The following is a 21,563-nucleotide window of genomic DNA, read 5'->3' as shown; positions in this document are numbered from 1 at the left end:
GCGGGATTAAGAGTTGAGTAAACTACTAGGCTGTTTTCTCATGATCGACCTCCGATTCCTGCGCGAGAACCCGGAAGCCGTCCGAGCCTCGCAGCGGGCCCGCGGTGAGGACCCCGCACTCGTCGACGCCCTGCTCGAAGCCGACGCCGCGCGCCGGGCCGCCGTGGCCACCGCCGATACGCTGCGGGCCGAGCACAAGGCGATGGGCAAGGTCATCGGCAAGGCGAGCAAGGACGAGCGTCCGGCGCTGCTGGCCGCCGCGACCGACATGTCCGCCAAGGTCAAGGAAGCCGAGGTCGCCCAGAACGCGGCCGACGCCGACCTCGACGCCGCGCACCGCGCCATCTCCAACGTGGTGCAGGACGGCGCGCCCGCCGGCGGCGAGGACGACTACATCGTGCTCGAAACGGTCGGCACCCCACCGGAGTTCGACTTCGAGCCGAAGGATCACCTCGAGCTCGGCGAGTCGCTCGGCCTGATCGATATGGAGCGCGGCGCCAAGGTGTCGGGCTCGCGGTTCTACTTCCTGACCGGCGCGGGCGCGCTGTTGCAGCTGGGTCTGCTCCAGCTGGCCGCGCAGAAGGCCGTCGCCAACGGCTTCACCATGATGATCCCGCCGGTGCTGGTGCGCCCGGAGATCATGGCCGGGACCGGCTTCCTCGGTCAGCACTCGGCGGAGGTCTACCACCTGGCCGACGACGATCTGTACCTCGTCGGCACCTCGGAGGTGCCGCTGGCCGGCTACCACGCCGAGGAGATCCTCGACCTGAGCGAGGGCCCGAAGCGCTACGCGGGCTGGTCGTCGTGCTTCCGCCGCGAGGCGGGCAGCTACGGCAAGGACACCCGTGGCATCATCCGCGTGCACCAGTTCGACAAGGTGGAGATGTTCGTCTACACCACCCCCGAGCAGGCCGATGCCGAGCATCAGCGGCTGCTCGCGTGGGAGCGTGAGATGCTGGCCGCGATCGACGTGCCCTACCGGGTCATCGACGTGGCCGCGGGCGACCTGGGCAGCTCGGCGGCGCGCAAGTTCGACTGCGAGGCCTGGGTGCCCACCCAGCAGACCTACCGCGAACTCACCTCGACCTCGAACTGCACCACCTTCCAGGCCCGCAGGCTCGCCGTGCGCTACCGCGACGAGAACGGGAAAGCGCAGGTCGCGGCCACGCTGAACGGCACGCTGGCGACCACGCGCTGGATCGTGGCGATTCTGGAGAACCACCAGCAGGCCGACGGTTCGGTGCGGGTGCCCGCGGCCCTGGTGCCCTTCGTCGGCACCGAAGTACTCAAACCGTAGAGTCCTTCACTGTTTGCTGGACTCCCATTTGGTGGATGTGGCAAACGCCCTGACCGAACAACATCTAGGCTGGTGCTCGTGCGAGGAATCGGGGCGCGCGGCGATACCCGAACCCGGGTGCGGGCGGCATCGGCGTTGGCGACGGCGAAGGTCATGGCCAGGACAACGGGGGCGTTCTACGTCCTCGGCGGTGTCCTCGGCCTGACGATCACTGCCATCGCACCGGGTGACGACGGTAATCGGCTGCTGGTCGGTACGGCGGCGGCGGTCGCGCTGGTGCTCGGTCTGACGTTGCTGGCGTGGGGTCCGCGGATGCCGCACTCCCTGCACCACCTCTACCTGGCGACCGCGACCGTCCTGGTGACGATCGCGGTGCACTCCTTCCCGAACCTGGTCGGCGGTATCACGCTGGCCTCGTTCTACGTCTTCGTCGCCTGTGACGCCGCGCTGTTCTTCGCGTGGCCCCAGGCCGCGGCGCACATCGGCTTCGCCATGGCGCTGTGCCTGTGGGTGCTGCCCGACCGTGGGCTGCCGTGGTGGTCGGGCATGATCCCGGCCGGTGTCACCTTCGGCGCCGGTGTCGTCGTCGGCATCCTGACCAGGATGGCCTCCGACGCCGATATCGATGTGCTCACCGGGCTGCTGAACCGGCGTGGCTTCGAGAAGCAGCTCAACCCCGCGATCGACGCGGCGGGTCGCGGCGGTCAGGGCCTTGCCCTGGTCCTGGTCGACCTGGACCGCTTCCAGAAGATCAACGATCACCTCGGCCACCGCGCCGGGGACGCGGTGCTGCAGCGGGTCGCCGACACCTGGCTCGACCTGCTCGCCCCCGATCAGGTGCTGGCCCGCTTCGGCGGCGACGTCTTCGCGCTGCTGCTGCCCGGCACCACCGAGCAGGCCGCGATCCTGCTCACCGAGAAGCTGCGCGCCGCGGTGACCATGGGCTGTTCGGCCGGTGTCACCTCCTGGCAGCCGGGCGAGTCCGGGTCGCTGTTGATCAGCCGCGCCGATGTCGGCCTGTACCGGGCCAAACAGGCGGGCCGCAACCGCACGGTGCTCGAGTCGTCGCGGCAGCTGCCGCTGGCGGTGGAGCTGCGCGAGGCGATCGACCGCGGCGCGCTCGACGTGCACTACCAGCCGATCGTCAGCCTGTCCGAGGACGGCGGCCAGGCCGTCGGGGTCGAGGCGCTGCTGCGCTGGTCGTCCAACGCCCAGCCGGAGGTCACCACCGAGGGTCTGATCCGGGTCGCCGAGGAATACGACCTCATCTCCGACCTGGACGAGCTGGTGCTGCGCCGCGCGTGCGCCGACGCCGCCCGCCTGCAGGAGAGCTTCGCCTCGCTCGACCTCACCCTGAACGTCAACGTCTCGGGCCTGGAGCTGGCCGAACCCGACTACGCCGAGCGGGTCGCGACCATCCTCAACGACACCGGCTGGCCCGCCGATCAGCTGGTCCTCGAGGTCACCGAGAGCGAGCTGGCCGCCGAATCGCAAACCGCGATCACCAACCTGCACACCCTGCGCGACCGTGGCGTGCGCATCGCCATCGACGACTTCGGCACCGGCTACTCCTCGCTGAGCCGCCTGGCCACCATCCCCAGCGACATCCTCAAGGTCGACCAGTCCTTCGTCGCCGCGATCCGCTCCGACTCACCGGCGCCGCCGCTGCTCGGGGTGATCGCCGCGCTCAGCAAATCGCTGGATCTGCAGGTCATCGCCGAGGGCGTGGAGACCGAATACCAGGCGGCGGTGCTCACCGAGCTCGGCTTCGCGCTGGCCCAGGGCTACCACTACAGCGACTCGCATCCGGTCTCGGAACTGATCAACGATCTCAACGACGGTCAGCCGCGCACCGGCAGCACCGACGACGATTCGCTCTCGGCGAGCGGCTGGATTCCGCTCGGTTAATCGCTTGACGTCTCGCCCGCTCGCGGCGAACCATGGACGCATGCGAATGCTCATCTACCGCTGTTGATCTTCGGAGCTCTACCGGCGCGCTGCGGCGGTGGTGGCGCGCTTGACCAGTGACCCGGTCGACGTGCGCGGTGTCGCGGTTCGGGCGGTCCTGTTCAGGGGCACGCGCGACCTGCTGCCGATCTATGCGCTCTACGGTGTGCTCTTCGCCGACCACGGCCTGAGCACCGCGCAGATCTCGCTGCTGCTCGCCCTCTGGTCGATCACCGCCTTCCTGCTGGAGGTGCCGTCGGGCGCCTGGGCCGACACCGTCTCGCGTCGGGCGTTGCTGGTGCTGAGCTGCCTGCTGCAGGCGGCCTGCTTCGCGCTGTGGATGCTGGCCCCGTCGTTCCTCGGTTTCGCGCTGGGCTTCGTGATCTGGGGTATCGCGTCGTCGCTGGAATCGGGCACCTTCGAGGCGCTGATCTACGACGACCTGGTCGCCCGTGGGGAACCGTCGGCCTACGCCAGGATCATGGGCTGGGCGCGTGGCGCCCAGGAGACCACGGTGCTGGCGGCGATCCTGGTGGCCGCCCCGCTCTTCGCGCTCGGCGGCTATCCGCTGGTCGGCTGGGTCAGTGTCGGTATCGCCCTGCTGCACACCCTGACCGCGGTGGCGTTGCCGAGCCCGCCGGTCGCCATCTCCGCCACCGCCGTCGACGACCTCGACGACGAGCCACCGGCCGCGGGCCCGCACCGGGTTCCCGGCGCGGCTCCCGGGCACCCACGCCCGGCGGGCACCGCCGAAACGACCCGCGTCGACGACCTGGCGCCCAGCGTCCGCACGGGCGACCGGGTCGCGCCCGCCCAGGAAATCGCGGTTCGGTCGACGACGCCGACCGGCCTGGCGCGCTACCTGGACATGCTGCGCACCGGCACCGCCGAGGCGTTCCGGGTGCGCCGGGTGCGCCGTGGCGTGCTGCTGGGCGCCCTGCTGTACGGCGTCACCGCCTTCGACGAGTACTTCGGTCTGCTCGCGGTGTCCGGTGGCTCGTCGACGAGCACGTCCGCGCTGCTGGTCGGCGTGACGGTGGTCGGTTCGCTCGCCGGTTCGCTGCTGGCGGGCCGGACCGAGGTCGTCCCGGCGCGCTGGCTGGCCGTCGCGTTGTTCGCGGCCGGTCTGCTGTTCATCGCGGGCGCGCTGGCGGTGGGCGCCGCGCCGACCGTCGGCCCGATCCTGCTGTGGGCCGGCTTCGTCGGTATCGGCATCGCCTACGGTGTCGACTTCGCGATCGAGGTGGTGGCCGGAGCCCGGCTGCAGGCCGCCATCGCGGGCCCGGCGCGGGCGACGGTGCTGTCGTTCTCCGGACTGCTCTCGGAGATCGTCGCGCTGGCGGTGTTCGGCTTCGTCGCCGCGGCCACCCAGTGGCTGACGATGTCGGCCACGATCGCCCTGCTCGGCACGGTCCTGCTCGCGGCCGCGCTGCTCACCCCGAGCTGGCTGCCGCCGCGGGTCTCGGACGACTAGTCACCACCGCAGCATCGGCAGCGGCCGCGTGGGATGCCGCACCGCCTGCCGCAGCGCGCTGCGCACCAGGAAGCCGTGGAATCCCCGATACGGAAACCGTGCGACGACCTGCGCGGCGAACCCCGCGTCGATCCCGCCCCGGAGCACGCCGTGGCTGACATCGACGCGATCGGCGACCCGGAACGTCTCGACGAGCGGATCGCTCCTGGCCCGCAGACCGTGATGATCGAGCACCATCGTCCGCACGAGTTCCGGATCGGTGATCCCGAACCCGGCCGCGAGCTGGTCGCCGAGCTCGGCCGACGGCGCGAGATAGTCGAAGGTGCCCGCCGTCCAGATCCCCAGATCGTGTACGGCCCAGGCCAGGGCGGCCGCGTCCGGCAGCTCCCCGCCGAGCAGCGCCCGCTGGTAGTTCGCGCAGCGATAGACGTGGTTGCGGTAGGTCTGTTCGTCCGGTCCGAGCGCCGCGCGATGACGTGCCAGTACCTCGTCGATCACCGGGTGTGCCTGCATCGGAACATCGTTCGCCGACATCGTTCTCGCCCCCTGACGCGTGTCCGGACACCACCGGTGAGTCTACTGTCGAAGGGCACAGCGGCACGGTGACGAAAGGACGCGGTGGTCGGGCGCGGCGGTCTCGGACTGATCTTCGGCTTCTGCATCGGCGCCGGCGTCGCCGTGCAGGGGCGGATCAACGGCGCGCTCGGCGCGGAACTGGGTGACGGTGTCGCGGCCGCCACGATCAGCTTCGGCACCGGCCTGCTGGTCCTGCTGATCGCCTTCGCGGGCAGCCCGGCCCTGCGCGCCGGGCTGGGCCGGGTGCGCACCGGCGTCGCGGACGGCACGCTGCGGCCCTGGCAGCTGCTCGGTGGCCTGTGCGGCGCGTTCTTCGTCGCGAGCCAGGGACTGACGATCGCCGCGATCGGCGTCACGGCCTTCACCGTCGCCGCGGTGGCGGGTCAGCTGCTCAGCAGTCTCGTCGTCGATCGGCTCGGCATCGCGCCCGCCGGTCGCACGCCGGTCACCGGGTGGCGGGTGGTCGCCGCCGTGCTCGGCATCGCGGGCGTCTTCCTCTCGGCGGGCGGGCACTCCGTCCCCGCCGGCGCGGTCACCGGGGTCCCCGACCTCCCGCTCCTGCTCATCGCCCTCCCCGCGCTCGCCGGCGTCGGCCTGGCCTGGCAGCAAGCCGTGAACGGCCGGGTCGGCGCGGTCGGCGGCCCCTTCTCCGCCACCCTGGTCAACTTCGTCGTCGGCCTGGTCGCCCTCTGCGCGTTCGACCTGGTCACCCTGCTCCGCACCGGCCTGCCGACCACCTTCCCCACGGACCCCTGGCTCTACCTCGGCGGCCTGATCGGCGTCGCCTTCATCGCCCTGGCCGCCGTCACCGTCGGCCTGATCGGCGTCCTCCTCCTCGGCCTGACCTCTGTAGCAGGCCAGCTCGTCACCGCCCTCCTGCTCGACGCCATCGACGGAAAACTTTCCACCACAGCCGTTCTCAGCTGCGCGATCGTCCTCGCCGCGGTCGCGGTGGCCGCTCGCGCGTCGGCCGCGACCACCCGGCGAGGCGCCTCCTAGGCGGCGTCGGGCGATCCGATGGAGTTGCGGTCCGGCTCTATCGCGCGGCGCCGTTCCGGCCGGGTCGTCACGGATGAACCGCGCTGTCGGCGTGGGTGTTAGGTTGCTCGCGAACGTACCGAGCCGGGCTGAACGGACCGGCTCGCCCGCCGCGGCGGGAGTGAAGTGGGGGAGTGCCGAAGTGATCGAGCCGTTGGCGGCGGGCGAACTGACGATGATCGGCCGGTACCGGATTCGCGGTGTGCTCGGCGCGGGCGGGATGGGGCGGGTGCTGCTGGCCACAGGCCCGGACGGGCGCTTCGTCGCGATCAAGCAGATCCACGCCCACCTGCTCGACGACCGCGAGTTCCGGGCCCGCTTCGAGCGTGAGGTCGCCATCTCCGCCCGGGTGTCCGGCGCGTTCACCGCTGCGGTCGTCGACTTCGACACCAGCGGCGAAACACCCTGGCTGGCCTCGGTGTTCATCGCCGGTGTCCCGCTGGATCGCGCGGTTCGCGAACTCGGCCCGCTGCCCGTCCCGGCGCTGCGCACCCTCGCCTCCGGCCTCGCCTCGGCCCTGCACTCCATCCATGCCACCGGCCTGGTGCACCGTGATCTCAAGCCCGCCAACGTGATCCTCGCCGCCGACGGGCCCCGGGTCATCGATTTCGGCATCGCCCAGGCGGTGGGTTCCGGAGCGCTCACCGAGGTCGGCGCCGTCGTCGGCTCGCCCGCGTACATGTCACCGGAGCAGGCCATGAGCGAGCCGGTGACCTCGGCCAGCGATGTCTTCTCCCTCGGTTCGCTGCTGTGCATGGCGGCCACCGGACAGAGCCCGTTCGCCGCCACCTCCGCGCCGTACACCCTGTTCAACATCGTCCACAGCGAACCCCAGCTCGACCAGGTCCCCGCGCCGCTGCGTGAGCTGATCGCGGGGTGCCTGCGCAAGGACCCCCAGGCCAGGCCCACTCCCGCGCAGATCCTGGACTACCTAGGCGTCCTCCCGGTCCAGCCGCACCCTTGGCCCGCGCCGATCCACACCGAAATCACCGATCAGACCCGGAATCTGGTGGCGCTCACCTCGGATCCCGAGGCGACCCAGATCATTCCGGCCGACCTCGCGATTCCCCAGGCGCCCACCGCGTCACCGCCCACCGCGCCGGCCCGGAAGCGGCGCACGGCACTGCGGGTGGGGGTCGCCGTGGCGGTGGCGGCGGTGCTCGCCGCCGGGCTCACCGCGGTCGTGCTGCGTGGCGGCGAAGCGGCGCCCCCGACCGCGACGCCGACGGCCACCCTCCCGAGCATCGACCAGCTGCGCGGCGTCGACACATGCGCCTGGCTGCCGAAGGCGCTCGGCACCACCCTGCCGAGCGCCGCCGCGGCCAAGGCGTCCACCGATGTGTCGTCCTGGCGCTGGCAGGCGACGTCGAGCTGGGGCTGCGACGGCACCTCGGGAGCCGCGCGCGTCGCGGTCGAAATCGGCGCCGCGATCGATGGATTCGAGCCGAACGAGCGGGTGGTCAACGGCTACGCGGTGGCTCGTCGAGGCGCCGACTGCGCCTTCGCGATCGAGGGCGGTGCAGCCGGCGCGCGCTGGGGCATCACGGCCGACACCTTCACCAGCGATGACTGCGCCCTCGCCGACCAGGTCGTCGACCGGCTGACCGCGTCGCTGGGTGGGCTGTCGGCCGATCCCGCCGCGCAGCGCTCGCTGGCCTCGGTCGATCCCTGTGCCCTGGTCGACAACACGGCCTTCGCGCGACTCGGCGCCGGTGCCGCGGTGTCGGCGCACACCTGCCACTGGCCGGGGACGACCAGCGTGCGGGTCACGCTGGCACAGCCACGACAGCGGCAGACCTCGATGGCGGAGGAGACGATCGATATCGGCGACGGCATCCTGGTCGAGAAGTCCGGCGAGATCACCGCCCCGGCGTCCGAATGCCGCCGGACCTACCGCTACCGCAAGGTCGGCCAGACCTTCACCGAGGTCGTCGAGATCCTGGTGAGCGATCCGGCCCTGCGCACGGCCCAGCTGTGCGAGATCGCCGACCCGCTGGTGAAGCAAGCCGTCGGCAGGTTGCCCGCGCAGTAGCGGCGCCGATAGCCGGGTGATAGTTTCACGGCAGAGTTCGGGAGGGGTCCGGCGGTCAGACCGCCGGTCGGAGGGGATCATTCGTGCGTTACCGGTCGCGTTGTCTCGCGGCGCTGCTGTCGCTCGCGCTGCTCACCTCGGCGTGCGGTGACGATTCCGCGGAGGCCGACCACGGCGGCTACGCCCTGGAACCCGTCCCCGGCGCCTTCGACGACGCGCCGAGCCGCGTGCGTGGCTCGCTGGTGGAATCGGTGCGCATCGGGGAGCGGCTGCTGTTCGCCGACCGGGTCGACCCGGATCTGGTCGAGGGTGACGGCGGCGGCGTGGTCGTCGGGGCGCGCGGCGTCGACGAACTGCTCTCGGGCGTGCAGCAATCGGCCCTGCAACCCTTCGACGTGCTGGCCGGTTTCGGCGCGATCGGCAGCAACGGCCGCCCCGACAACGAGCAGCAGCACAAGTTGCTGTCGATCACGATCCTGTCCCTGCCCGACGCGGAGCAGGCCGGTGCCGCCGCGCAGGCGATGGCCGCCGCGGATTTCGGCGCCAACACCGAGAACGCGCCGCTGCCGCTGCCCGACTACCCCGCCGCGCTGAGCCATTGGCGGCCCGGTGTGCCGACGGTCGGCAGCTGGCTGGTGTGGAAGAACCTGGTGATCCGGGTGTACGCGAAGGTCGTCGACCCGCGACCCGAGGTGCTGACCGAACTGCTCACCCGCACCTACCGCGCCCAGCTGACCGAGCTCGACGGCTTCGTCCCCACCTCGGCCGCCGACCTGCCGACCCTGAAACTCGACAGCGCGCACCTGCTCACCCGGGTGGTCAAGACCGGCGAATACTGGCCGGACCGCTGGGATTTCATGATCTACGGGCCGCGAACCTACGCCCTGCTCCTCGACAAGCCGGCGGCTCGGCTGCGCGATTTCGAAGCGAGCTCGATCGACGCGGTCGCGGTCTCGTACAACAAGTTCCTGCATCGGGCGCGGGACGCGAGTGCCGCCCGGACCCACGCCGAGACCGAGGAGAAGACGCTGCTGGCCGCCGATTACACGGCGATCGGCGAGGTGTCCGGGCTCAGCGGGGTGACGTGCTATCGCGCGGCGCGACCCAATACCGAGGTGAGCGCCGCCCGCCGGTTCGCGTGCCTGGTTCGTCGCGACGAATTCGTCGCCCGCGTCTACAGCAATCAGGAAACCGATGTCCGGCAACTCGCGGTCGCGCAGTACGCGTTGCTGAGCGGATCCCGGTGAGACGGGGAGACGAGCGATGAAACCACTGGGTCCACGGGATCCCGATCGGCTCGGCCGCAACCGCCTGCTGGCCGTGGTCGGCCGGGGCGGCATGGGGCAGGTGCTGCTGGGACAAGGCCCCGACGGCCGGTTGATCGCTGTGAAGCAGATCCACCACCAGTTCACCGGGAACCCCGAGTTCCGGGCCAGGTTCCGGCGCGAGGTGCTCGCCTCCCAGCAGGTCACCGGCGCCTACACGGCAGGCGTCGTCGACCACGACGCCGACTCCGAAACACCCTGGCTGGCCTCGGAATACATCGCGGGCCCCTCGTTGCAGGAGATGGTGGGCGAGTACGGCAGGCTGACCGTGAGCGGGCTGAAGCTGCTGGCCACCGGGCTGGCGATGGCGCTGCTCGAGATCCACCGGACCGGCCTGGTGCACCGTGACCTCAAGCCGAGCAATGTCCTGCTGACCAACGACGGCCCGCGGGTCATCGACTTCGGCATCGCCAAGGCGCTCGAGGACGACGTCGCCCTCACCGCCACCGGTGCGGTGCTCGGCTCGCCCGCGTACATGTCGCCCGAGCAGGCCGAATGCCACCCGCTCACCCCGGCTTCCGACGTGTTCGCGGTCGGCGCGGTGCTGGCGATGGCGGCCACCGGGGTCAGCCCGTTCGAGGCCGCGTCGACGCCGCAGGTGCTCTACAACGTCCTCTACACCGCGCCGGACACCACGGCCATCCCGCCGCCGATCCGCGCGCTGGTCGAGGCGTGCCTGGCGAAGGACCCGGCGGCGCGCCCGACCCCGGAGCAGTTGCTCGACGCGGCGAGCCGGATCGAGGCCGAGCCGGTGTGGCCGGTCCGGATCCGCAGGCGGATCGCGGAATGCCAGGCCGAGGCGGCACGCTGGGCCGACGGCACCGCGACCGTCGCCCCCGAGCCGGTCGACCAGCCGAAGCGGCCGATGTCGCGCTTCGTCGTCGCGGCCGCGGTGGTGTCGGCCCTGGTGCTCGGCGTCATCACGATCGTCGGCATCGGCGTGGAGGGCAACGCGGTGGCGATGGACGATCCAGCGCTCGCGCTGACCGTCGACGAGAGCCGCAGGCTCGATCTCTGCGAGCTGCTGAAGCCGGCGGTGCTCGGTGAACTCGGCACGGCGACCGGCGAACTCGTGCCGAACGGCGTGCACTCGTGCAGCCTCACCTACCGCGAACCATCCGGTCGCAAGATGCAGCTCACCCTCGAGAACGGCTCCCCGGTCGAGCAGATCAAGGGCAGGACCCCGATGGGCAGCACCATCAACTGGATGCCGGTGCTCGGCCGGAACAAGGAAGCCCGCAATTGCGACCGCTCGGTCGTGGCGCAGAGCGGGCTGCCGATGGCGCTGACCTTGAGCTCGTCGACCTTCGAGGGCAGCGACACCTGTCCGGCGGTCGAACGTGGACTCGTCGCGGTGGTACGCCGCCTCGCGGTCAACCCGCCGCTGCGCGACCTCCCCGCGAACTCGGTGCTGCGGCTCGATCCCTGCGTGCTGCTGGATTCCGCGGACATCGCTTCGGTGACCGGTGACCCGGCCCGCGGCCGCACGGTGCACGGCTGCGTGGCGGACGGGCGGGAAGGGTACGTCGCGCTCGACCTCGACGATCGCCTGCGGCCCGACCACGTGGTCGGCGGCAAGGTCCGGCCCACCAGGACGATCGCGGGGCGCACGGTGAACGTCCAGACGGAAAACGTCAACTACTGCGAGCTGGCCTATCTGACCAGGCCCAGCCGGGACGACCAGGCGGAGCAAGTGCGCATCATGTACTCGGCGTACAAGCCGGGACCGTTGAGCCCGTGCGATGCCGCGGCCACCCTGTTCGCGCCCGTTCTCACGAAGTTGCCGACCTCATGACGATTCATCCCCGCGGTCCCGGCGAACCGGACACCATCGGCCGCTATCGCGTCATCGGCGCCCTCGACTCGACCGCGGGTTTCCGCTCGCTGCTCGCGGCGGGCCCCGACGATTCCCTCGTCGTCGTGCGGCAGGCCGAGGCCGAACTGGTCGACGAGCCCGAGTTCCGGATCAGGCTGCGGCACAGCGCGGTCGCCGCGATGCGGGTCTCGGGCGCCGGCAACACGACGGTGATCGATGTCGACGCCGATGCCGACAAGCCCTGGCTCGCCTCGGTATTCGTGCCGGGTGTGCGGCTCGACCGCGCGGTCGCCGAGCACGGCCCGCTGCCGGTGCCCGCCGTCCGCGCGCTCGCCGCTGCTCTGGCCTCGGCATTGCGGACCGTGCACGCCGCAGGCCTCGTCCATCAGCGGCTCAAGGCCGACTCGGTGTTGCTGGCACGCGAGGGCGGACGGCTCAACGAGATCGGCATCACGCCGGTCGCCGGACCGCCGACGACCGGCAGCGTGACCGCCCTCGGCACCCCGGACTTCCTCGCGCCCGAACAGGCGCTCGGGCTGGCGATCACCCCGGCCGCCGACATGTTCGCGCTCGGCTCGGTGCTCGCCTTCGCGGCCTCCGGCAGCGCGCCGTTCACCGCGCCGTCGGTGCCGTACATCCTGTTCAACATCGCGCAGCGCGAGCCCGATCTGAGCCGGGTGCCCGAACCGCTGTACGAGCTGATCGCCGCGTGCCTGCGCAAGGACCCGGCGGCCCGGCCGACGCCGGGTCAGATGCTGGAGTACCTCGGCGGTCCGCCCGCGGCAGCCCCGCCCTGGCCCGCGCCGGTACTCGACGACATCGGCCGTCAGCAGGACCAGGTGTCCGCCCTGCTCGCCGGGTTGCCGCCGGTCGTCGCGCCGGTGGCGCCACCGGCGCGGCCGCTGCCAGAAGTGCTCGCCGGTGCCGGGCAGACCGCGCTCGACACGAGCAGGCGGGCGATGCGATCCGGCCTGCGCCGCTGGAACTCGGCAACCCCGAAAATCCGGAGCGCGCTGGCAGGCGGGCTGGCGGCGCTGCTGCTCGTGGTCGGCGGCCTCGCCTACTTGGCCACCAGACCGGCGAGCGAACCGGCGCCGGTGACCGGCTTGACCCTCGCCCAGTTGCGCCAGACCGACGCGTGCGCCTGGCTCCGCAAGGCCATCGGCGACGCCGTCCCGGTCGCGCCGGCCCCGCTCGCCGCCGACACCTGGAAGCTGGACACGTCCACGACCTGGGGCTGCTACGCCACCTCCAACCGGACCTCGCTGAGCCTGGAGCTGGGCACCGAGGACATGTACCTGACGCCGAACCAGACCATCGTCGACGGTGTGCCGATCATCGACGGCAGTGCGGCCGGCTGCACCAGGGCCATCGCCAGTCCGGGCGCGGAGGGTCCGTCGGGCATCGTCATCACCCTCTATCAACCGAGTGGCGTCAAGGGGTGCGAGGGCATCGACTACGTCGCGGCCAATATCGCTCGGTCGCTGTCGTCCGCGCCGCGCGCCGCGCACCAGGAGTCGTCCTTGGCGCTGGTCGAGCCGTGCACCCTGCTCGATCGTGAGCTGGTCGCCGCCAGGATCGGCGCGCTGGCGCCCGCGCCGACGGTCGCGGACGCGCACACCTGTCAGCTGAACGGCAGCGTGCAGCTCAGCCTGAAACTCGTCAGCAGCAGCAGGTACACCTCGGGCAACGAGCAGGTGACGGTATCCGTCGACGGTTACCGGCTCTACGTCGACCAGGCCACCAGCACGAAGGCCATGTGCACCAGGGCCTACCTCGCCCCCCGGTCCGAGAAGGAGACGGTCGAGGTCACGGTGCACGGTGCCGAGGGCATGCGCGAGGACTACTGCGCGATCGCCGCCGAGGTCCTGCGCTCCGCCGCGGAGAAGCTGCCGAACCGCTGAGATCCCCGTCCCCCGTCGGCCCCGGGGGCATACTCGACCCCGGGACCCACCACGAAAGGGACAGCGATGGACCAGCTCGGGGTAGCGGTAGTCGGGTACGGCTTGGCCGGTTCGGTGTTCCACGCGCCGCTGATCGCGGCCGATCCGCGGTTGCGGGTGGCGACGGTGGTCACCTCGTCCGAGGAGCGGGCGGAGCGGGCGCGGGCCGAGCATCCGGGTGTGCGGGTGGTGCGCAACGCCGACGAACTGTTCGCCGATCCGGCGGGCATCGACCTGGCGGTGATCGCCACGCCGAATCGCAGTCACGCGCCGCTGGCGTCGCGCGCGCTGGCCGCCGGGCTCCCGGTGGTGGTCGACAAACCGTTCGCGGTGACGTCGTCCGACGCCGACGCGGTGGTGACGGCCGCCGAGGAGGCGGGACTGGCGCTGAGCGTGTTCCAGAATCGCCGCTGGGACAACGACTTCCTGACCGTCCGCGCGCTGCTGGCGGAAGGCGAACTCGGTGAGGTGCGCCGGTTCGAGTCGCGATTCGAACGCTGGCGCCCGGTCACCAAGGGTGGTTGGCGCGAGGTGGGTGACGCCGCCGAGGGCGCGGGCATCCTGTTCGACCTGGGCAGTCACCTGGTCGACCAGGCGCTGACCCTGTTCGGCCCGGTCACCGAGCTGTACGCCGAACTCGACCGCCGCCGTCCCGGCGTCAACTCCGACGACGACGCCTTCCTCGCCCTCACCCACGCCTCCGGAACGCGCTCGCAGCTGTGGATGAGCGCCGTCACCCCGCAGCTGGGCCCCCGCCTGCGCGTCCTCGGCTCGACGAACGGCTACACGGTGCACGGCCTCGACCCACAGGAAGACGACCTGCGCGCGGGCCGCCGCCCCGGCGACGGAAAACCCTGGGGCACAGTCCCACCCGAGCGGTGGGGCACCTTCGGCGCGGGCGACGACCTGCGCCCCCTCCCCACCCGCCCCGGCGACTACCCCGCCTTCTACGCGGGCATGGCCGCGACCCTCCTCGACGGCACCCCGGTCCCGGTCGACCCCCGCGACGCCGTGGAAACCCTGCGCATCCTGGAGTACGCCGTGCAGGTGGCGGGCCGGGACGCGCCCTGACCGGGAGCGATCCGGCCCGGTCAGGGAACGGCGATCAGCGGTCCGCGGGCGCGAGCGCTTCCACCTGCACCGCGACCACCCCGGTCAGGATGCCGCGGGCGACCGCGAGCAGCTCGGCGACCCCCGGTGAGGTGAGTGCGTAGGTGACCGACTGCCCGTCCCGGCGCGAGGTCACCAACCCGGCCCGGCGCAGCACCGACAGCTGCTGGGACAGGGTCGCCGCCTCGCCGCCGACTTCGGGCAGGATCTCCGCGACGGCGTGCGGCCGCATGCTCAGCAACTCCAGCACACGGATCCGCACCGGGTGCCCGAGGGTTTTGAAGAAGTCGGCCTTCATCTGATAGAGCGGCCGCTGTGTCCCGGGCACGGACGGCTAGATCTCGAGCTCGGCGTCGATGTCGGCGAGGCGACGGCGAGCGAGCGCGAGATTGCCGCGGGTGCGGTCCATGGCCAGGTAGAGGAACAGGCCCTTGGCCCGGCGCGCCTTGGACGGCCGGATCAGGTGGTACTGCCCGCTGAGAGTGATGAGCACGTCCTCGATGCCCTCATCGATGCCGAGCTGCTCCATGGTGCGGACCTTGGCGCGCAGCACCTCGGTGTTGCCCGCGGCGGCGACCTGTAGGTCCAGGGTCTTGGATCCGCCGATCGCGCCGAGGGTCATGCCGCTGGTGTAGTCGACGATGCAGGCGCCGAGCGCGCCATCGAGCAGCATCATTTCCTTGAGTGCGATGTCCATGTCCGCCAAGGGATTTCCTTCCGAATCGGAGCGGTTGATCGTCGATGGTGACGCTAGGCGCTCGGCGCCGTTCCGTCGGCCGAATCGACCCGGAATTGTCCGAAGATTGGCAGTTTGCAAGTTATGCAAACAGTGGACAGGCGGGTGGACAGACGAAACGGGCGGGACGAAAGTCGTCCCGCCCGTTCGGCGTTCGGGTCAGAGCTTGCGCGAGCGCAGCTCGTGGCCCTTGGAGGTCTTGCAGCGGCCCGATTCCAGGTCCCACTGCCAGCCGTGCAGGTTGCAGGTGAGGTTGTTGCCTTCCACCACACCGAATTTGGAGAGGTCGGCCTTGAGGTGGGGGCAGCGGCGCTGGACTTCCCAGCCGTCCAGCTCGGTGACGGCGGAATCGTCGTGCGCCTCGGAGAACCAGCCGTCGGCGTAGGCGATGCGCTCGTCGGTGAGGCACTTGAAGAAGGTGTAGAGGAACTCGTTGTAGCCGCCGATGCGCCACGCCTGGAACCGGGTGGACAGGAAGATCGTGTTGACCCAGTCCGGCTCGTTGTCGCGCAGCACGGTGCGCACCAGTTCGGGCGCGATCCGGAAGCCGTAGCGGTAGCGGCCCTCGCCCTCGATCGGCTCGCGGACGGTGCGGTGCGGGAAGTCCAGCACCACCGTCTCCTCGCCGATGACCAGGCCGACCGGGTACCCGATGCCGTCGCTGATCAGCGCGGACTGCTTCATGATCGGCTCGAACAGCTCGCGCAGCGGCTCGAGCAGCGAGCCGTCGCCGGTCTCCCAGGACGCCTTCTCGGCCGCGAGCGCCGGGGCGAACCGCTCGGCCATCTCGGCGATGTAGGCGGCCTTGTCGCCGTAGATCCGGTCCGGGTCGAAGGGGTGCGCGAGGTCGAGTTCCTTGCCGCGCACGTCGGCGACCGAGCCGGGGATCATCAGGATTCCGCCGGCGTTGCCGTGGATCTCCATCTGCTCGAGGAACACGATCTGGTCGGGGAAGATGTTGCCCTCGTCGCCGCGATCGTCGTTGAGGTAGCGCAGTTCGTCGTCGAGGAACACCGGCGGACCGGCCGAGGGCACCACCCAGGTGGCGCCGACCTGCTCGATGTAGGAGCGGGCGCGGTCCATGCCGCGCTGGCGCTTCTGCTTGCCGAAGTTGGCCTTGGTGCGCGCCGGGATGTCGTACACGGCCGGGTACCAGATGGCGCCCGAGTACTGCAGCAGGTGGATGTCGATGTCACCGAACGCGTCGTGGATGACGTCCATGTCCACCGGGCGCGCGTCGTTCATGTTGAAACAGGTGGTCTCACCGTCGGAGATGAGAATGCCGGAGTCGCCGATCGGGCCGTCGGCGGGCGCGCGCAGCGCCACGATCATGATGTCGAGCGAACCCTTGGGCCCGGTGACGGTGTGCTTGACCGAGTCCTCGGTCTCGAAGAACTTGGTGAAGCCCAGCGCCTCGAGCTCACGGCGCAGATCCGGCACCGGGTAGTCCGGCAGCAGGATGGTCGCGTCCTTGTTGACGTACTTGCGCAGGTGCGCGGCGTCGAAGTGGTCGCGATGCAGGTGCGAGACATACAGGTAGTCGACATCGCCGAGCGACTCCCACTCGAGCTGGGAGTTGTCCGGGAACGGGAACCACGAGGCGAAATACGCGGGATTGACCCAGGGGTCGCACAGGATCGTCCCGGCTGTGGTTCGGATGTGGAAGCCTGCGTGTCCGACGCTGGTGATCTGCACGAGCTTGTTTCCTCCTACCAGTACCAGCCAACCAGGGTAGTGGCTAAATCGTTACGTCACCGATGCAGTAGCCCTCGGCGGTCGGTACGACGGTGAAAGTCCGCATCCGCGTGCCCCCCGGCGAGGTGGTCACCGGGACGTGAACTGCCAGGTAGTCGCCGCGAACCTGGTCGGATCGTAGCTCCTCACCGGTGTAGGAGGTGACATTGCCTACTTTGCCCGAGTCGCTGGTCAGCGGGGGTGCTGTGGGGTTGCCGGTGCCCTGCGGGTCCCAGGTGGTGAGGGTCGCCTTGCAGGTCAGCGGATGGGTGGCTTCGACATCGGCCGGATCGAGCGGTTTGCCGGTGGCGCGCGCGAGGTAGCGGCGGACGGTGTGCCGGGCGTCGGCCTCGTCGTAACCCGGCTCGACGCCCGCCGCGAACACCCGGCCGCAGGCGTACCCGGAGGCGATGGCCTCGCGGTCGACGGTGACGGTGGTCGTGCGGTTGCGCCAGGTGACGGTGTCGGCGGTCGCCGTGCCGGGCTGGCTGAGCGCGGCGAGGATCGACTGCGGGTCGGCGTACATGTCGGTGACCGTGCGCGGCGGGATGGTCCAGCAGGCGGCCTGCAGTTCGGCGGGAGTGCTCGTCTGCAGGTCGGCGGCCCAGCGGCGGACCGCGATCACGGCGTCGGCGTTGCCGGGCACCGCGCCGACCTGCGGCGCGTCGGCGGGCAGCGGGGGCAGTGAGCCTGCCTTGCCCGGCGCGGGTTCGCCGGGGGCGATCGCCTGGGTGGCGGTGGACGTGGTCGACGGCGGCGCGGTCGTCGTCGCGGTGGTGGTGTCGGCGGGCGCCGGATCGTCGCCGGGGATGCCGGAGACCGAATCACACCCGGCGATCAGCGCCGCGGTGACGGTGAGACCCGCGGCCAGCGCGACGGCGCGGTGCGGGCGGGGACGGGGCAGAGCAAGCAGGGGCGGCTGCGCGCGTTCCACTACGACGTTCCTCATTCCTGGGCCGTGGCACGATCTGCGACTACGCTAGCTGAATTGTGGAACCCGTCTACCGGTCGATCATCGGCCTGGCCCGAACCGTCTTCTTCCTCGAAGGTCTGAAGTTCACCGTGAAGGGCGCGGAGAACATCCCCGCGTCCGGTGGCGCCGTGGTGGCGATCAACCACACCGGCTACATGGACTTCACCTACGCGGGACTGCCCGCCCGCACGCCTGGTCGCTACATCAGGTTCATGGCCAAGCAGGAGGTGTTCGACAACAACATCTCCGGCCCGATCATGCGTGCCCTCAAACACATCCCGGTGGACCGCACCGCGGGCGCCGACTCCTACAAGTCGGCGGTGAAATACCTGCGTGACGGCGAGTTGGTCGGCGTCTACCCCGAGGCCACCATCAGCCGCAGCTTCGAGATCAAGGAATTCAAGTCCGGCGCCGCCCGGATGGCGCTCGAGGCCGACGTCCCGATCATCCCGATCGTCATCTGGGGTGCCCAGCGCGTCTGGACCAAGGGCTTCCCGAAGCGGCTCGGCCGCACCAACACCCCCATCTCGATCGCCGTCGGCGCCCCGATCAAGCCGTACGAGCCCGCCGCCGAGCTGACCGCTCAGCTCCGCACCACCATGCAGGGCCTGCTGGCCGACCTCCAGGAGTCCTACGAACACGAGCCGGGCGCCTACTGGGTCCCGCGTCGCCTCGGCGGCAGTGCTCCGACCCTCGAAGAGGCCACCGCGCTCGATGACGCCGAGGCCGCCGAGCGCCTCGCCCGCAAGGCCGCGCAGCAGGAGAAGCCGGAAGCCTGATCCCGGCCGACTCGCTACCGGGGCCGCGCGCTCAGCGCGGTAGCCGGCAGCGGGTCGGCGCTGGCAGCCTGCCGTGCAGGTAGGCCGCCGGTGGGACGCCCATGATGGTGCGGAAATCGGCGGTGAGATGGGACTGGTCGTAGTAGCCGGTGTCGGCCGCGAGATGGGACCACGGCGTGTTGCCCGCGTACGCGAGGACCCGCCGGACGCGGTCGATGCGGGCGAAATGCTTGGGGGAGACCCCGATTCCCGTCGCGAACAGGACGCGCAACTGGCGTTCGCTGACCGCGAGCCGGGCGGCGAGATCGGGGACGGAAGGGGCGAGGTCGGCGGTGAGCGCCGAGATCGCCTCGCGCAACACGAGGCGATGCGCGCGCTCGGTCGCGGTCTCGGAGACCTGATGCGGCAGTAGGTCTTCCAGGTAGCGCACGGCCTCGTCGGCGGGGAGCCGCGTCAGGTCGCTCGCGGCGGTACCCAGCGGGCCGGGCAGCTCGTCGAGGCGCACCACGCGGTCGGTGAGTTCGCCCGCGGCGACGCCGAGCAGGGGGCGCGAGACGCCGGGAGCCAGGCGCAATCGCACGCAGCCCGCCGGCTCCTCGGCGCGCGAGTACGCCGCCTTGGTCTGCGCGCCGACGACGAAAGCCCGTCGCCTGCCGGAGGGTTCGGTGCGCAGCACAACCGTCGTCGACGCCACCGGCGGATGGGCGAACGGCCGGGTGTGGTCGTCGTGGACGGGCGTGCTGGTCAGCTCGGTGAGCCAGGGTCGCAGCGATTCCGGTGTCGCCACCGTGGACTCGAGTTGCGCCGAGGTCAGATACTGCGTGCTCACCCGGTCAACAGTAGGGCCCGCGGCCCGGTTCGGCTGTGCCGATTTCTCCTATAGCCGCAGGCAGGGGAATTGCCATGCTCGTCGCATGATCCTGATCACCGGTGCGACGGGCACCATCGGCAGCAATCTTCTCCGGCACCTCGTGGCCGACGGTGTAGCGGTGCGGGCGACCGCCCGCGATCTGGCGACCGCGGACTTCCCGGCCGGCGTCGACGCGGTCCGGGTGGACTACCGCGAGCCGGACACCTTCGCCGCCGCGATGACGGGCATCGAGGCCGCGTTCCTCAACGGCGTGCCCGGCCCCGACGACACCGGCGTCGACGCCGCGCTGGTCGCGGCCGCGCGCGCCGCCGGTGTGCGCCGGGTGGTGAAACTGTCGGCCATCGGGACCGGCGATCCCCGCCTCGCCGGTCCCGGTTCCTGGCATGTGCCGGGAGAGGACGCCGTCCGCGCCTCGGGTCTCGAATGGACGATCCTGCGCCCCAACACCTTCGCGTCCAACACCTTCAGCTGGATCGAACCGATGCGCAACGGCCACCCGGTACCGAACCTCACCGGCGACGGCCGACAGGCCGTGGTCGACCCCCGCGACGTCGCCGAGGTCGCGGCGGCCGCGCTGCGCGATCCTGCGCACCACGGCCGCACATACACCCTCACCGGCCCTACCCTGCAGACCACCCGCGACCAGGCCGCCGAGCTCGCCGAGATCCTCGGCCGCCCGATCGCCGTCACCGATATCGCCGCGGCCGACGCCCGCGCCTTCATGACCGCCGCCGGACTGCCACCAGCCTTCGTCGAAGGGTCGCTGATCGGCCAGAACTTCATCCGTGACGGCCACAACGCCGTGGTCACCACCGATGTCGACGAGATCCTCGGCCGCGTCTCCCGCAGCTACGCCGAGTGGGCCGCCGATCATCGCAGCGCCTTCGCGCATCCGTGACCAGCCGTCGCCGGATCAGTTCATGGTCAGCACCCAGGATCCGTTGCAGCCCTTGCGGTTGTTGAGCTTGCCGTCGTAGACCCAGTGGAACACGATCGGCGGGTTGGTCCGCACGCTCCAGCGCCCGGACGGTGAGGTCACCACCCGGTTGTTCCGGGTGAGCACGCCGACGTCATCGTGGGCGAAGGTCCATTTGCCCTGGCTGGTCGGATAATTCAGCCGCACGGTCACCCGGCCGCCGGTGTGGTTCTGCACCACCAGGCATGAGCCCGGATTGTTCCGGTCGACCGCGTACTCGCCGAACTCCCCCTCCTCGACGTTCTCGCCGCTGTCGGTGAACTCCACCGCGTCGGTGAAGTCCGCGTGCGCCGGACCGGCGCCCATGATGGTCACGGTGGTCGCGGCGACGCCCGCCGCGATCAGCCCCAGAGTCTTCATCCCGTTCCTCCCTCGTGCCCGGGTGGTATCCACCGGGCTGGGAAAGAGCTTTCCCGGCAAGGGATTCCGGATTCTTGGTGCGCGCTTAACGGTGGATCGGGTGCGGGAGGGCGAGACCTGTGGCAGCATACGAAACTGTTAGTTTCGATATCAAGAGTCTCGTAACTCTGCTGGAGGCAGGCATGATCACCTGGGCCGGACGCGTGCTCGCGTTCCTCGGTGCGGCGCACGTCGTCGCCGCGACCCTGCTCGGGCACCGGCACTACGGCGAGTGGTTCACCTTCGGGCTGTGGCTGCCCGACGCCGACATCACCGAGCTGCCGCCCGCCATCGGTGCGTTCTGGATGGGTCCGGGCAGCTTCGGGGTCCCGCTGCTGCTCCTCGGCTGCCTGATCGTCTGGCTCGACCGGCGCGCGATCGCCCCGCCGGCGTTCCTGGCCTGGTCACTGCTGGTCTGGACCGTCGTCTGCGCGCTGATCTTCGAGCCGGCGCCCTGGGTGCTGGCCGCGGCCGCGTCGGTCCTGCTGCTGATCGGTATCCGGCGCGCACCCCGCTGACCTCACCGCCGCCGCCGGT

19 protein-coding genes are annotated in these 21,563 nt (G+C 70.8%); 12 read left to right on the top strand and 7 right to left on the bottom strand.

Features of this window, described 5'->3' with window-relative positions; translation table 11 throughout:
- Positions 1–40: 40 nt before the first annotated feature.
- From serS to AB0H54_RS00220, 3 genes are all read left to right on the top strand, one after another.
- Positions 41–1,297 carry a serine--tRNA ligase gene (serS, locus tag AB0H54_RS00230; protein ID WP_355283706.1) on the top strand — a complete coding sequence of 419 codons (1,257 nt, stop codon included), beginning with the start codon at positions 41–43 and terminating at the stop codon, positions 1,295–1,297.
- A gap of 78 nt (positions 1,298–1,375) precedes the next feature.
- The gene (locus tag AB0H54_RS00225; protein WP_355283703.1) at positions 1,376–3,205 is read left to right on the top strand and encodes a bifunctional diguanylate cyclase/phosphodiesterase; all 1,830 of its coding nucleotides are present in this window, start codon (positions 1,376–1,378) and stop codon (positions 3,203–3,205) included.
- Positions 3,206–3,305: 100 nt separating this feature from the next.
- A complete protein-coding gene (locus AB0H54_RS00220; protein WP_357344116.1) occupies positions 3,306–4,718 on the top strand; it encodes an MFS transporter in 1,413 nt (470 codons plus the stop codon).
- On the opposite strand, the gene AB0H54_RS00215 is transcribed toward AB0H54_RS00220, so the two are convergent.
- Positions 4,719–5,231, bottom strand: a complete 513-nt coding sequence (locus AB0H54_RS00215) for a hypothetical protein (protein ID WP_357341777.1) — start codon at positions 5,229–5,231, stop codon at positions 4,719–4,721.
- 105 nt (positions 5,232–5,336) lie between these two features.
- Here AB0H54_RS00215 and AB0H54_RS00210 point away from each other — a divergent pair, with 105 nt between their 5' ends.
- The 6 genes from AB0H54_RS00210 (at position 5,337) to AB0H54_RS00185 (ending at position 14,519) form a co-directional block, all read left to right on the top strand.
- Positions 5,337–6,293, top strand: coding sequence for a DMT family transporter (locus AB0H54_RS00210; protein ID WP_357341775.1), 957 nt, complete (start codon positions 5,337–5,339; stop codon positions 6,291–6,293).
- A 181-nt stretch (positions 6,294–6,474) separates the two neighbouring features.
- The gene (locus AB0H54_RS00205; RefSeq protein ID WP_357341773.1) at positions 6,475–8,364 is read left to right on the top strand and encodes a serine/threonine-protein kinase; all 1,890 of its coding nucleotides are present in this window, start codon (positions 6,475–6,477) and stop codon (positions 8,362–8,364) included.
- Positions 8,365–8,447: 83 nt separating this feature from the next.
- Positions 8,448–9,611 carry a hypothetical protein gene (locus AB0H54_RS00200; protein ID WP_357341771.1) on the top strand — a complete coding sequence of 388 codons (1,164 nt, stop codon included), beginning with the start codon at positions 8,448–8,450 and terminating at the stop codon, positions 9,609–9,611.
- A gap of 16 nt (positions 9,612–9,627) precedes the next feature.
- On the top strand, positions 9,628–11,484 hold the full coding sequence (locus AB0H54_RS00195) for a serine/threonine-protein kinase (protein ID WP_357341769.1): 1,857 nt from the start codon (positions 9,628–9,630) through the stop codon (positions 11,482–11,484).
- Positions 11,481–13,409, top strand: a complete 1,929-nt coding sequence (locus tag AB0H54_RS00190) for a serine/threonine-protein kinase (protein ID WP_357341768.1) — start codon at positions 11,481–11,483, stop codon at positions 13,407–13,409. The genes AB0H54_RS00195 and AB0H54_RS00190 overlap by 4 nt, the downstream gene beginning before the upstream one ends.
- A gap of 66 nt (positions 13,410–13,475) precedes the next feature.
- Entirely contained in the window at positions 13,476–14,519 is a 1,044-nt protein-coding gene (locus tag AB0H54_RS00185) for a Gfo/Idh/MocA family oxidoreductase (RefSeq protein WP_357341767.1), read from the top strand.
- 34 nt (positions 14,520–14,553) lie between these two features.
- Here AB0H54_RS00185 and AB0H54_RS00180 read toward each other — a convergent pair whose 3' ends face one another.
- The 4 genes from AB0H54_RS00180 to AB0H54_RS00165 form a co-directional block, all read right to left on the bottom strand.
- Entirely contained in the window at positions 14,554–14,856 is a 303-nt protein-coding gene (locus tag AB0H54_RS00180) for a metalloregulator ArsR/SmtB family transcription factor (RefSeq protein ID WP_355283664.1), read from the bottom strand.
- A 36-nt stretch (positions 14,857–14,892) separates the two neighbouring features.
- Positions 14,893–15,264: a hypothetical protein gene (locus tag AB0H54_RS00175; RefSeq protein WP_022566549.1), complete on the bottom strand. Its 372-nt coding sequence runs from the start codon at positions 15,262–15,264 to the stop codon at positions 14,893–14,895.
- Positions 15,265–15,453: 189 nt separating this feature from the next.
- Positions 15,454–16,989 (bottom strand): Rieske 2Fe-2S domain-containing protein, encoded by a 1,536-nt coding sequence (locus AB0H54_RS00170; RefSeq protein WP_357341766.1) that lies wholly within the window; start codon positions 16,987–16,989, stop codon positions 15,454–15,456.
- A gap of 43 nt (positions 16,990–17,032) precedes the next feature.
- Entirely contained in the window at positions 17,033–17,977 is a 945-nt protein-coding gene (locus AB0H54_RS00165; protein ID WP_357341764.1) for a hypothetical protein, read from the bottom strand.
- Between the two features lie 41 nt (positions 17,978–18,018).
- Between AB0H54_RS00165 and AB0H54_RS00160 the strand changes: the two genes are divergently transcribed.
- Positions 18,019–18,780: a lysophospholipid acyltransferase family protein gene (locus tag AB0H54_RS00160; protein ID WP_357341762.1), complete on the top strand. Its 762-nt coding sequence runs from the start codon at positions 18,019–18,021 to the stop codon at positions 18,778–18,780.
- 31 nt (positions 18,781–18,811) lie between these two features.
- On the opposite strand, the gene AB0H54_RS00155 is transcribed toward AB0H54_RS00160, so the two are convergent.
- Positions 18,812–19,609 (bottom strand): helix-turn-helix domain-containing protein, encoded by a 798-nt coding sequence (locus AB0H54_RS00155; RefSeq protein WP_357341760.1) that lies wholly within the window; start codon positions 19,607–19,609, stop codon positions 18,812–18,814.
- A gap of 85 nt (positions 19,610–19,694) precedes the next feature.
- Here AB0H54_RS00155 and AB0H54_RS00150 point away from each other — a divergent pair, with 85 nt between their 5' ends.
- Positions 19,695–20,549, top strand: a complete 855-nt coding sequence (locus AB0H54_RS00150) for an NAD(P)H-binding protein (protein WP_357341758.1) — start codon at positions 19,695–19,697, stop codon at positions 20,547–20,549.
- A gap of 15 nt (positions 20,550–20,564) precedes the next feature.
- Here AB0H54_RS00150 and AB0H54_RS00145 read toward each other — a convergent pair whose 3' ends face one another.
- On the bottom strand, positions 20,565–20,987 hold the full coding sequence (locus AB0H54_RS00145; protein WP_357341756.1) for a hypothetical protein: 423 nt from the start codon (positions 20,985–20,987) through the stop codon (positions 20,565–20,567).
- A 182-nt stretch (positions 20,988–21,169) separates the two neighbouring features.
- On the opposite strand from AB0H54_RS00145, the gene AB0H54_RS00140 reads away from it, so the two are divergent.
- Complete coding sequence (locus AB0H54_RS00140) at positions 21,170–21,544, top strand: DUF6463 family protein (RefSeq protein ID WP_357341754.1); 375 nt, start codon at positions 21,170–21,172, stop codon at positions 21,542–21,544.
- Positions 21,545–21,563: the final 19 nt, after the last annotated feature.

Origin of the sequence: Nocardia sp. NPDC050718 (genome assembly GCF_040654235.1) — a bacterium.
Taxonomy (GTDB): Bacteria; Actinomycetota; Actinomycetes; order Mycobacteriales; family Mycobacteriaceae; genus Nocardia.
Note: the sequence above shows the minus strand (reverse complement) of the source record. Positions and strands in the feature narration are given on the sequence as shown.

Coding starts and splice junctions, on each gene's coding strand:
- AB0H54_RS00185 (WP_357341767.1), top strand. CDS start 13,476: ATGGACCAGCTCGGGGTAGCGGTAGTCGGGTACGGCTTGGCCGGTTCG.
- AB0H54_RS00165 (WP_357341764.1), bottom strand. CDS start 17,977: ATGAGGAACGTCGTAGTGGAACGCGCGCAGCCGCCCCTGCTTGCTCTG.
- AB0H54_RS00145 (WP_357341756.1), bottom strand. CDS start 20,987: ATGAAGACTCTGGGGCTGATCGCGGCGGGCGTCGCCGCGACCACCGTG.
- AB0H54_RS00215 (WP_357341777.1), bottom strand. CDS start 5,231: ATGCAGGCACACCCGGTGATCGACGAGGTACTGGCACGTCATCGCGCG.
- AB0H54_RS00140 (WP_357341754.1), top strand. CDS start 21,170: ATGATCACCTGGGCCGGACGCGTGCTCGCGTTCCTCGGTGCGGCGCAC.
- AB0H54_RS00180 (WP_355283664.1), bottom strand. CDS start 14,856: ATGAAGGCCGACTTCTTCAAAACCCTCGGGCACCCGGTGCGGATCCGT.
- AB0H54_RS00195 (WP_357341769.1), top strand. CDS start 9,628: ATGAAACCACTGGGTCCACGGGATCCCGATCGGCTCGGCCGCAACCGC.
- AB0H54_RS00190 (WP_357341768.1), top strand. CDS start 11,481: ATGACGATTCATCCCCGCGGTCCCGGCGAACCGGACACCATCGGCCGC.
- AB0H54_RS00150 (WP_357341758.1), top strand. CDS start 19,695: ATGATCCTGATCACCGGTGCGACGGGCACCATCGGCAGCAATCTTCTC.
- serS (WP_355283706.1), top strand. CDS start 41: ATGATCGACCTCCGATTCCTGCGCGAGAACCCGGAAGCCGTCCGAGCC.